The sequence below is a fragment of the Colwellia sp. BRX8-4 genome (assembly GCF_014077345.1).
GTDB lineage: Bacteria > Pseudomonadota > Gammaproteobacteria > Enterobacterales > Alteromonadaceae > Colwellia_A.
Map to the genome: position 1 here is coordinate 1 of NZ_JACGVS010000004.1, position 11,745 is coordinate 11,745.

General features: G+C 36.2%; 13 protein-coding genes. 5 read left to right on the forward strand and 8 right to left on the reverse strand.

Annotated elements, in window-relative coordinates:
• Positions 1-101 precede the first annotated feature (101 nt).
• Positions 102-785 (forward strand): MipA/OmpV family protein, encoded by a 684-nt coding sequence (locus H4J56_RS04800; RefSeq protein WP_182258950.1) that lies wholly within the window; start codon positions 102-104, stop codon positions 783-785.
• 13 nt (positions 786-798) lie between these two features.
• Here H4J56_RS04800 and H4J56_RS04805 read toward each other — a convergent pair whose 3' ends face one another.
• The 6 genes from H4J56_RS04805 to H4J56_RS04830 all read right to left on the reverse strand — a co-directional run bounded on the left by H4J56_RS04805 (position 799) and on the right by H4J56_RS04830 (position 6,971).
• The gene (locus tag H4J56_RS04805) at positions 799-1,233 is read right to left on the reverse strand and encodes a hypothetical protein (protein ID WP_182222452.1); all 435 of its coding nucleotides are present in this window, start codon (positions 1,231-1,233) and stop codon (positions 799-801) included.
• Positions 1,234-1,318: 85 nt separating this feature from the next.
• Positions 1,319-3,088: an alpha-amylase family glycosyl hydrolase gene (locus tag H4J56_RS04810; RefSeq protein WP_182230224.1), complete on the reverse strand. Its 1,770-nt coding sequence runs from the start codon at positions 3,086-3,088 to the stop codon at positions 1,319-1,321.
• A 13-nt stretch (positions 3,089-3,101) separates the two neighbouring features.
• A complete protein-coding gene (locus H4J56_RS04815; RefSeq protein WP_182242276.1) occupies positions 3,102-4,331 on the reverse strand; it encodes a glycosyl transferase in 1,230 nt (409 codons plus the stop codon).
• A 10-nt stretch (positions 4,332-4,341) separates the two neighbouring features.
• Positions 4,342-5,190, reverse strand: coding sequence for a mannosyl-3-phosphoglycerate phosphatase (locus tag H4J56_RS04820; protein WP_182242277.1), 849 nt, complete (start codon positions 5,188-5,190; stop codon positions 4,342-4,344).
• On the reverse strand, positions 5,187-6,068 hold the full coding sequence (locus tag H4J56_RS04825) for a kinase (protein WP_182258951.1): 882 nt from the start codon (positions 6,066-6,068) through the stop codon (positions 5,187-5,189). The genes H4J56_RS04820 and H4J56_RS04825 overlap by 4 nt, the downstream gene beginning before the upstream one ends.
• A gap of 375 nt (positions 6,069-6,443) precedes the next feature.
• Entirely contained in the window at positions 6,444-6,971 is a 528-nt protein-coding gene (locus H4J56_RS04830) for a hypothetical protein (protein WP_182258952.1), read from the reverse strand.
• A gap of 151 nt (positions 6,972-7,122) precedes the next feature.
• Between H4J56_RS04830 and H4J56_RS04835 the strand changes: the two genes are divergently transcribed.
• Together H4J56_RS04835 and H4J56_RS04840 are read left to right on the forward strand one after the other, a co-directional pair.
• Positions 7,123-7,710 carry a CIA30 family protein gene (locus H4J56_RS04835; protein WP_259368158.1) on the forward strand — a complete coding sequence of 196 codons (588 nt, stop codon included), beginning with the start codon at positions 7,123-7,125 and terminating at the stop codon, positions 7,708-7,710.
• A 19-nt stretch (positions 7,711-7,729) separates the two neighbouring features.
• Entirely contained in the window at positions 7,730-7,945 is a 216-nt protein-coding gene (locus H4J56_RS04840) for a TIGR02450 family Trp-rich protein (protein WP_182213809.1), read from the forward strand.
• Between the two features lie 86 nt (positions 7,946-8,031).
• Here the strand turns inward: H4J56_RS04840 and H4J56_RS04845 are convergent, their stop codons facing one another.
• Positions 8,032-8,904, reverse strand: coding sequence for a LysR family transcriptional regulator (locus tag H4J56_RS04845; protein WP_182213807.1), 873 nt, complete (start codon positions 8,902-8,904; stop codon positions 8,032-8,034).
• A gap of 94 nt (positions 8,905-8,998) precedes the next feature.
• On the opposite strand from H4J56_RS04845, the gene H4J56_RS04850 reads away from it, so the two are divergent.
• Positions 8,999-9,499, forward strand: coding sequence for a lactoylglutathione lyase family protein (locus tag H4J56_RS04850; protein ID WP_070375692.1), 501 nt, complete (start codon positions 8,999-9,001; stop codon positions 9,497-9,499).
• A 238-nt stretch (positions 9,500-9,737) separates the two neighbouring features.
• Positions 9,738-11,045 (forward strand): GGDEF domain-containing protein, encoded by a 1,308-nt coding sequence (locus H4J56_RS04855; RefSeq protein WP_310733828.1) that lies wholly within the window; start codon positions 9,738-9,740, stop codon positions 11,043-11,045.
• Between the two features lie 32 nt (positions 11,046-11,077).
• On the opposite strand, the gene H4J56_RS04860 is transcribed toward H4J56_RS04855, so the two are convergent.
• Entirely contained in the window at positions 11,078-11,431 is a 354-nt protein-coding gene (locus H4J56_RS04860; protein WP_182213806.1) for a DUF3802 family protein, read from the reverse strand.
• Positions 11,432-11,745: the final 314 nt, after the last annotated feature.

Here is an 11,745-nt window from a genome sequence, read left to right on the forward strand (position 1 = left end):
CAAAAATGTTTTGCCAGTGTTTGATTTTTTGCTGTTTATTCATAATTACCTCATGTTAATTTACTAAGATAATTATGCGCAGGCTCGATTAATATTGGTATGTGGGGCTAATTACGCGCTTACTTTTATACGGCGTAGGTATCAGTGTTAATAAAGAGATATATAAGGGATATAACACCCGAGTAATGCCTTTACCTTTATTGGGATATCAAGGAGAAAACTTATCGGTATTTGGACCATTTATTAATTATAAGTTAATAAATGCGAATCGATTAACTCTCTCCGCAAAATTATCCCCAAGATTCCAAGGGTTTGATGAATCTGATAGTGCTATTTTCGAAGGGATGAGAAAAAGAAAAAGTTCATTTGATGTCGGCTTTGGTGTTGATTATCAACAAAATGATTGGAAAATCGGCTTTTCTTCGATGTTTGATGCACTAAATCGCTCAAATGGTTTTGAGATAAAATCAACGATTGGTCATGTTTTTAGGTATGGGCCAATATTTTTCGAACCCTCAATTTCACTCAGTTTCTTAGATAAACATCATGTTGATTACTATTATGGTGTTTCTAAAGACGAAGTGAATCAAAATAGGGGGGCTTACCTTGGTCATAGTGGCGTTAATAAAAATCTTGGATTTTCAATCGCGACCCCTGTTTTTTTTGGCGGATATACCCGCTTAAATCTTGAATACACTTGGTTTGATAAAAGTATTACTGACAGTCCTCTAGTTGAAGATAAAAGCAGTTTACAGTTGCTTTTAGTGTTTACGAAAAACTTCTAGCAGCACCATCAAGCTATACTAACTCGTAAGCTTTTAATCCTTTTGTTGTAGTAAAACCATATTCACTGAGCCAGCTAATCGCTTTATCTTGATCAGAAAATATTCGCCTCTCAAAGTTACTGCGTGTTTCAATTGCCATTTTATCGAGGTACATTTTTTTCATCATTGATTCATTGGCGACTTGCGCTGATTTTTCTAAACCATTTAAAATACAAAAAGCGGCTAACTCATCAACAACAGGGACAATTTCAGGAACACTTATTTGCCAGTCATCTAAGAAGACTAAATGCGCCCATTTTTGTATTTTTAACAATTTCACTTGCGCTATAAATGCTTGTGAAAAATTTTCCGCACACTCTTTATTCCAGGATCCCGTTAAGCGCGCGATAATTATATTATTGCTCACGTGTAATTTGAATTCACCATGAGGTGCAAAATAATCATGCATTGATAATCCCCCTGCTATTCCAAAGCTAATCTGCAGTTAATACCAAAATTATTTTTAGTATAGCGTTTATTTTTAACTTTTCACTTTATATATTTGATATCCATACTGTTTGATAAGGTGACAAAGTAAGCTCTTGGTTTAACTCTGTTATTTTTACTGCGGTAATAAGTTCAAACCATGATTCGGTAATAATTAAGTTCAGCTCACTCAAGGGTAATACTACCGGTTGATCAGAAATATTACTCACACAAAACATGCTTTGTTTTCGGTCTTTACTTTGTCGCCAAAAACCAAACAATTGCAAACCTAAATGCAGGGTAAATTGCGTTGCGTTAGGATGAAAGGCGGGTTGTTTAATTCTTAACGCCAATAAAGATTTTAATGATGAAAGCACTTTTGCATGGTGTAAGTTACTGTCATTAAGTGCTTCTTCTAAAGCTTCTACATGCCAGCGACGCCTGTTAATTGCACGGTTATGATGGGTATTTGCTAATTTTTGATAATCATTTTGTGTGCCTAGCATGCTGTGAATGTAGATACCTGGTATGCCTTCGAGGGCAAACATAATGGCATGTGCACAAATAAAACGCTCAAAATTCCACTGATCTTTACCTCGCACTGTGCCTTGCATTGCATCATAAAGTGATATGTTCATTTCATAGGCTTTTTGTTGGCCGGTATCTGTAGTGCGCCAAGATATTTTTCCACCGAAATTTTCTACTGCCTGTACTAAATTATCCAGCTCAGCTTCATCTAATAATCCTTCTGCCGGGCGTAAACCAATACCGTCATGTGATGCAATAAAGTTAAAATACATAGTGCCATCTTGCGCAGGAGGCATACTCATTAGCCAGCGTTTAAGGTATAAACAGTTACCCGTTAGCAAGGTATTTAATAACAACGGCGGTAATGAAAAGTTATATATCCCATGGGCTTCATTGGCATTACCAAAATAAGTGAGGTTCTGCGTATTGGGGATATTGGTTTCAGTGATAATAACAGCATCTTGTTTAGCTGACTCAATAAGCGTCCTTAATAACCTGACCACCTCGTGAGTTTGCGGTAAGTTAATACTGGGTGTTCCTACTACTTTCCATAAAAACGCGATGGCATCTAGACGAAATATTTTTACACCCATATCAAGGTATTGTTTAATAATAGAAGCGAAAGCTTTTAAAACTTCAGGATTACGAAAGTCAAAATCAACTTGGTCATGACTGAATGTGCACCAAACAAATTGTTTGCCTTTGCCAGTTTCAATTTCCTTTAAGAGGGGCGATGTCCTTGGTCTCACAACGGCTGACAAGTCATCATCAGCAAGAGCCGTAAAAAAATAATCGCTGCCTTGTCCTTCACCTTTAATGAAGTTGTCAAACCATGCACTTCTGCTTGAACAATGATTGATGACGAGATCAGACATTAAACGATAATGTTCACTTATCTGGCCAATATCTTGCCAAGTACCTAACGACTCATTTACCGATGAATAATCGATAACTGAAAAACCATCATCAGAACTATAAGGAAAAAAAGGTAAAATATGCACGCTGTTAATCGTATTGCTAACGTTAGTGTCTAAAAAAGTCTTCAACGTTTTGAGTGGTGCTTCATCAGCCTTAACGATACTATCGCCATAGGTTATTAAGATAATATCTTCTTCTGACCAATGGTTTGAGAAAGGCTTCGCCGCCATTGTTTCTTTAGATAACCCCATAATATCAAGCAGAGATTGGGCAATATCACTTACTGGCTTTTCAAGCGGGACATCGTGATAGATAGTCGAAAGCTGCTGAACTAACTTTTCTTTTAAATTACCCTGCAATTTAGGTGTTAACTGATTATCTTGCGTTGGCATGTGGCACCTTTTTTTATAATGCTTGTCTGAATTCTTCGTTATCTAACTCTACCGCTTCTTTTAGTTGCGATAAAATATCAGGTATGGCGCTAACTACTCTATTCCAAGAAGGAATAAACGGTGTGTCCATGGGTTGATCTAAGAAGGTATTGCCCGCGGTTAATATATTCTGTGCGAACATCTCAACTGCTTTTTCTTCATTATGAATATCAAGTTTAAGGCCATTCATCATGGCATCATTTCGATAAGTTTCGACATAATCCAACGCAATACGATAGTAAGTCGCTTTCAATGTTCTGAATTTTTCTGCCGTGAACGTTTCGCCTTGGGTAGCAAGTTTACGAATAAAGGCTTTACTGATATCAATCGACATTTTTGATAAACCACCATCAGTATTATCCAAAGATAAATCTTGATGCTTATGATCGTAGGTCGCCGCAATATCAACTTGGCATAAACGGTTAGGCGAATAGTTGCGATACATTTCTGAGAGCACACCAATTTCAAGGCCCCAATCACTAGGAATACGAATATCGTTTAATACATCTCGACGGAAAGAAAATTCACCCGCTAAAGGATATAAAAAACTGTCCATGTATTCTAAATAGTCACAATGACCGACTGTTTTTTTCAACGCTTTAATTAGCGGTGTTACTAATAGACGAGATACACGGCCATTTATTTTTCCACCGGCAACTCGTGCATAAAAACCTTTAGCAAACTCGTAATTAAACATAGGGTTAGCAACAGGATAAAGTAGTCTATCTAGTAGTTCACGTTCGTAGGTCAAAATATCACAATCATGTAGGGCAATTGACTCCGCTTTACCCGAAGCTAAAATATAGCCCATGCAATACCAAACATTACGGCCTTTACCCAACTCTTTGGGGGCTAACCCTAGGGCATGTAATTTTGCATCTATCGCTTGTAATCTTGGACCGTCATTCCATAATACTCGGTGATGTTGCGGCAGTTGACCAAAGAAAGTTAAGGCGTGTTTATATTGTTTAAGATCGGCACGGTCAAGACCAATAACTATTTCTGATAAATATTCGACACCTTTAATTTTATTAATAATATCGGGTAAGGCTTTGCCTTCTAATTCAGAAAATAATGAAGGTAAAATAAGCCCTAAAGAGCGCTTTTTAGAGAAGGCTAGTATTTCAGCTGCCATATCTGCTGGTTCACGCTGTGCTAAGTTATGTAGCGTGGTTACTGTACCGTTTTGATAAAAATCAGCCATGGTTTACCTCTTATATAATAGTAGAAGATGAAAGTAGTTGCTTTGCAAGCAGGGTTTGTAGTGCTTGAGCCCAACCCTCAGGACCATAATCTTGCGTACGAGTCGTTTTAAATTGGCGATAGAGTTTGGGGAAGTTATGAACGGGTGAGCGAATTTGTACCGCGATATCTGCGGCTTCTAGCATTGGGCTATCATTTTCACCATCACCCAAGGCAATGGTCAGAATTGCAGGGTTATTAAAATTTTCTCGATATTGCTCAGTTAGCCAAATTAGGGCTTGGCCTTTATCGCAGTAGCCACCGACATGAATGAACCGACCACCTTGAACAACATTGGCTCCTAGATCAATAAGATGCTCTATAAAGCTATTTTTGCTGACCTCATCACCGAACCATTGAATGGGTTCACCATATTGCCTTTGTTGAGCGCGCTTAGCTTCTGTTAACGACAGCCCTGTTATTTCGGTAAGGTCAGCTGCAGACATAGTGGAAAAACCTTGATAATACTTTTTAAATTCATCAGTTTGTTCAGCTAATAAAGATAACCAATGCTGCCTTGGTAAACAGAAAGATTTTACCCAATAGTCACCAACAATTTCAGTGTCAGCAGGTTGTGCTGAAAAAGTAGCTATAGGTATATAAATAGCGGCACCATTTTCAATAATAAAGGGGGTATCTAGTTTGAGTTCACGATGAATAATGGCTAATTCAGCAAGGGTTTTACTGGTATTTAAAATAACCGGAATATTTGCACATTTTAATTGCGCAAGTGTTTTATCTGCGGGCCTTGATTGATAAGTGAAGTGATCGAGTAAGGTTCCATCTAAGTCACTAAAAACAAGTGTTCTTAATGAGCTCATCGTACTTCCTTTAGCGGCACATCTTTGATTTGGCGAGCATAATCTAAGTAAAATATTGCGTCGGCAGATTGTGCGATAGTCGTGCAGCTCTGTACGCTAAGTCTCTGAAAATATTGGGTGAAGTTTAATATTTCTTCAGGAGACATTACCTTTGAATTAGCTAAGTTGATGTTTCTAGCTTGTAATTTTTGTTCTTGCTCTAATCGCCATTTATAAACACAGTCAAATGATGGTGCTTGCAGTGCTAACCAAAAATCCATGTTTTTGTACAAGGGAACATAAGCCTCGCTCAGTTGTTGATTAACGTAATTTCGCCATTCACCTTTAGCGTCATACTGCAATTCAAGTTCATTAATAGCTGACCTTAGTTGTTCTTCAGTTTGAGGCTTTACCCCCCAACACCATCCTTCTAATAAAATAATATCTATTGGTTTATCAACCACAGTCCACTGCTCTTTTGGATAGGGTTCATCGATAGCCTTATTGAATCTAGGGATAGAAAACCCCGTTTTTTTAGCTTTTAATTGCAAAAGTACGTGCTCAAGAGTCGCCATATCATGAGTGCCTGGCACACCTCTTGTCGCTAATAATGGGTGAATGTTTTCTGCAAGCTGCTGACGTTTTTCACCTGTTAGATAAAAATCATCTAAAGACATTACCACCACATTAAGAGGGTATTGTGTTGTTAAATATTCAGCGAGAAAATCTGTTAATGTTGACTTTCCACTACCTTGGCAGCCATTGATGCCGACAAAGTACGGTGTGTTGTGTTTTTTGAATTGCCCCAATATTCGCTCAGCAAGTGGTTGATAATGCAGTCTAACGGTGTCGCTGAATTCATCAGGTAGTTTGTGTTGTTCAATAAAAGCAGAGAGCATAATTTTCACTATAGATAACGATTCATTATCATTAGAGCATCAAGTCTTATGCCAGATCATTAGTAAACAGTGTTTTGCTATTAATCTATTGTAATAAATAGTTTTTTTTGAAGTTAGTGAAGGGAAGGGCAATGATGAGTAATCGAGGAAAGTGCACTGATGTGATTAAGTGCCCCGTTTTGGTGCGGTAAAAATCAAGGGTGAAGTGGTGAGTTAATATGTCGTGTTTCAAAATATTTTGACGACAACGTTGAAGGAAATAAAGAAGCATGGGTATATAAATAGATAAGAATAAACCTTGGGTAAATAGCTAAAATTGGCAAAAAACAGTAACGGTTAATTGCTGTCTCTTGCACAAGTCTCAACAAAGTTACACTAGCTCGATGGCGTTAACTTATCTCTCAACTCATTAAGCGCTGCAACTGAAAAACCGTCATCATAAAAATAAACAATGATGCCATTTTTATCTAACAGTAATACTCGCGCGTTATTAGGGCTTTCATTTCCAGTGAAAGCTTGAACCTTATCACCGTCTTCATAAATTGTAATCACCCCTTTCCAAAGAGGTTTTGGAATACCAGCACGCATACCATTGTCGATAAAAGTACTAAACATTTTTGGGAACAATCCCTGAATAGTCGGGAGCTCATAGACATCGACTTTAGTTTCAGTCATATCTAAACCGATTAACCATCTATCGATATCGAACTGTGAATTCTGTTTGTAGCCTACTAATAATAAAGTAAATTCTTTGTTGAAATCGGCTGGAATATTGACTGTATTTTCTTCTAATGTTTGTCCGGTAACCGCTGGAAAAGCTTTACCTGTGACTAATTGATTTGTATATTTTGTGCTACAACCTGAGGCAAGGCTGATGAACAATATCAATAAAAAAATGCGCATATATTTTTACTCGTTGGTTATTATTTTAAATTAAATCTAACACTACATACGTTAGAGTATTAATTTTAGCTCATTTTTAGTGGTTTTGATCTTAACAAGTTTATTTTGCGTATTTAAAAGGCAATATAGAATACTTAAGTGGAATTTATTGATGCGATTTATTTTAATTTTATGTTTTTTTTTCAGTGCTTATGCCAGTGGTAACAATATTAATAACCAGGCCAATGATAATTCAAGTGGCAATAATAAGGCTTATATGATTGATTTTTCAAAGCAAGAAAACGGACGCTGGCGGATAACCAATGATGGCGTTATGGGCGGCTTATCAAACGGGGAAATGATATTTTCTCAAGATCATGGCATTTTTAGCGGTAGCATCTCTCTAGACAATAATGGCGGCTTTAGTTCGGTTTTTCGTGCTGTCGATAATCTTCCACAATCTTATAAGAAACTTGTTATTAACACCGAAGGTGACGGGCAAGCCTATCAATTAAGGCTAATTATTTATGTAAATGGCTACCGGTTAGCTTATAAACATGACTTTAAAACCGTCGCTAATAAGCGTGAAAATCATATCTTCGAGCTTGCAGACTTTAAAGCAACTTTTCGTGGAAGGGCTATACCAAATGCGCCTTTACTTAACTCAGAAGATATTAAAGAAGTCGGATTTTTAATGACTAAAAAAGTCCCTGGGCAATTTTCATTATCGATATTTACACTGTCTTTTTTGAAACAATAACTTATACACTAAGGTAAAGATGAATAAAATTAATCCCAAAGCCCTCATCAATAGTAAGTGGACTAAAGTTGATATTACCAATAAAGAAAAACACTTTATTATCACTAAGGTGGAGTTTGACGAAGAACAAAAAGTAATTGCCTGTGTTATCGAAGCGGTGATGACTCATAATGAATACACCATAGATTGGCGTGATCTAAAAGTTAGTGATCAATGGCGGGTCGGCTGGAAATAAATTTACAATTAAGTCACGATGAGCCGATTTGAGTGTTTGCTTATCGCTAAAAAATTCATAGGCTAAGTGAGTTTTTATAGTCAATGTTATAAAATAAATTTACGAATCGATTTTTTAATTAATTGACTCCTTTGAGTGTCAAACGAATGTTTGTTTTGGCAAAGATATAAGGTTTCACTGACCGGTATCTCCAATGTGTGTACTTTTATCAGGCTTTGCTCAGGGAAAGCGTTTACCGCATGCAGGGGTAATACGGTAAAACCTAATCCTTGGCTAACGGGCAATAAAATCAAACTTATTTGATTAGAAAATCCTTTGTGCTTAAATTGACTTGTATGTTCAAATTCAAGGTAATTTTTACTCAATAATTGTTGTGCATGATGTTCTGAGTCAGGGTGGCTGATAAAACCTATAGAAGTAAGCACTTGCCAGTTGATACTTGTGATATCACTTGACGTTACTAAAACCAAAGGCTCAATGGCTATTTTTTTGTAGGCTAACTGTGGGCTCCTATTTAACTCAGTGAGTATCCCCAGGTCAATTTTTCGCTCAATTAAATTTTGCTCTATATTTTTATTGGGTGCAAAGGTGTAATCGATAATAAGCGCCGGATAGCGTTGCTGCATATCAAGCATCTTTGGGTATAGTTTTAAGCCGACACTGCCAGGTGTACTTATTTTAATGACACCGATAAAAGCATCATCTTGTTTAATTGAAGCTTCGATATCAGCAGATGTGTCTAATAAATCTTGTCCTTGTTGGCGTAATTTAATACCCGCATCGGTCAATGAGAAAGACTTACCCTCCCGCGTTAATAATAAAATGTCCAACTGCGCTTCAAGTTTTTTTATATGCTGGCTTACGCCTGATTGCGTCATAAAAAGAATTTCTGCTGTTTGGGTAAAATGTCCAACGTCAGCAAGCGTGCAAAATGTTTTTAACCAAATAAGATTTATCATAACAAAATGTACTCATTTATATTACAAATGATAATTTTATATACTTTATAAAGTTCACTATACTTTGTCTATCAAATTTAACGAGGTAATAAAAATGAGTAAAGCATATCCAAGAACTTTTTCCCATATCGGTATTTCAGTCCCTAATTTAGAGGCTGCTGTTGAATTTTATACTGGCGTTTTAGGTTGGTATGAAATAATGAAACCAACAGAAATCATTGAAGATGATAGCCCCATTGGCGCTATGTGTACCGACGTATTTGGTGCTAATTGGGGTAAATTTAAAATAGCCCACATGTCGACAGGCGACCGCATCGGCGTTGAGCTATTCGAATTTGCTAATCAAGAAAATCCAGAAGACAACTTTGAATACTGGAAAACAGGCGTGTTTCATTTTTGTGTGCAAGATCCTAATCTTGAAGAACTGGTGGAAAAAATTGTCGAAGCAGGTGGTAAAAAACGTATGGCAGAGCCGCGTTACTACTATCCCGGTGAAAAGCCCTATCGTATGATTTACATGGAAGACCCTTTTGGTAATATATTAGAAATATACAGCCACAGCTATGAATTAACCTATGCGGCCGGCGCTTACTAATTTAAAGTCATAGCTTATTAACACTGATGATTTAATAACCCAATAGAAAGTCATTTTCTCTTGGGTTATATCAAGATAACTTTAGCGCTTAATCCTCTCTCCAGTCTCTGCACTATGCAAGCTTACCCACTGAATAAATATTGGCTAAATAACGATTATGTCGCAAGCATAATGCCTATTATTAATTTTCAACTACAATTAAACTTTCTGTAATATCATCAACAGTTAAGGTTTATTAGTGAGTAAAAAGAAACCATTACCCGTTACTTCAACGTCAAAGGATAATTTATCCGTAGACGTTAAGATGTTAACGGAAGTGTTAAATAACGTTGGCACTTGTATATTCACTAAAGATATTCATGGTTGCTATACCTATGTAAACCAGGCTGTACTGGATTTATTTAATATTAACTCAACAGATATCATTGGCTTTGATGATAGTCATTTCTTTGATTTAGCGTTATCTCAGCAACTAAAAGAAAATGATCGAAAGGTTATTAAAGAGGCTATAACTGTAGAAAATGAAGAAACAAACTTCATCAAATCCCTACAAGAAACCCGGATATATAAAACGGTTAAAAAACCCTTGTTCGATGATGCTAACAATGTCATCGGTATTTGTGGTGTATCAACAGATATAACAGCAGAAAAAAAGCTCCAAAAAATAATTAAAGCACAGAAAAAATTACTTCATACGGTACTTGATAATGTTGATGCTTATATTTACATGAAAGATAATGAGCGAACATTTAAATATGTAAACAGTAAAGTTGCTGATTTATTTGGTACGACAGCAGAGAATATTATTGGTAAGAAAGACACTGAGGTTTTACCACTTGATGTTGCTGAGCATTTTAACCAATCTGATCAAAAAGTTTTTGATACGGGCGAAAAACAAACCATAGAAGAAACCTCAGCAGATGAACAAGGTAATGTACGCTACTATATTAGTACAAAAATTCCTTATCAACACCAAGGTGAACTTCCAACGTTAATTGGATTTTCTACCGACGTCAGTGAATTGTATGCGTTAAAAGAAGAATTTAGAAAACAAGCAAATACCGATTCATTAACTAAGCTGTATAACCGCCGCTATTTTATTGATCATGCTGAACGAGAGTTTCATCGTGCTAAAAGGCACCTTCGCATTCTATCCTTGATTGCTATTGATATTGACCACTTTAAAGGTATCAATGATAGCTATGGCCATCCGATAGGGGATAAGGTGCTAATGTCAGTGGCTCAATGTTTACTTCCTTGTCTTCGACAAGAAGATATTTTAGCCCGTATTGGCGGTGAAGAATTTTCAATATTGCTCCCTGAAACTACATTGCAGTCAGCAAAGGTTGTCGCAGAGCGTATTCGACTTAATCAAAGTAATCTAATTATAAAAGGTGAGTGGCAGGGCGAAATTAAAGTAACTGTTAGTATCGGTGTTACTTGTATAAGATTTACAGATGATAACTTTGATGATTTCTTTACCCGCGCTGACCGAGCATTATATCAAGCGAAAGACTCGGGTCGTGATCAGGTTTTTTGTTGGTAAATATTATTGCTCGAAATAATTCGCTCAACGCCTTAAGATAAAAACTGACTATGAATTTCGCTATCAAATAAATTCTTAATCAGTAAGGCAAATTCTTTAATGAATGTTTTTTGCTCGTTAGTGACTTTATTGTTAATAACGCCAGAGAGAATCTCTTCTAAATCATAAACAATAGCATCAACTTCTCGAATAATAGTATTGCGCTGATTAAAAGACAACGCTTCGTTCTGGCTGCAAATACTGATGATTTGTTCACTTAATTCTTGTTCAATAACGCTCATAACGGTATCTGAATCAGCACTTACTGAGGAGGAGTTTTCAAATAAACTGAAATGCTCAGTCAAGTATTCGATAATATGGATGTAACCTTCAGTATCTGTAACCATTAAAAATGTAACCTTTATAAAAAAATATACCATACCTCTTATGTAGGCGTTTGATCAAGGTTGGTCACTGCTATTTTTTCGTTATTTATAAAAACAATTTAGATTGAAATATGTCTATTAATTAGTCTTTTTTTTTATTAAAAAAGATATATTGTTGCAAACATTACTGTACGAATAAATAGACATTTATATAAATATCATATGGTTAGCTTAGTCAGCAAAAGTTCAAAATAACTTTGACTTAAAGGCTTGTAATATCTCCATATTCAGGCAGTATCAAGGGGTTGTTAATTAAACGAACGATTTGTTTAAAA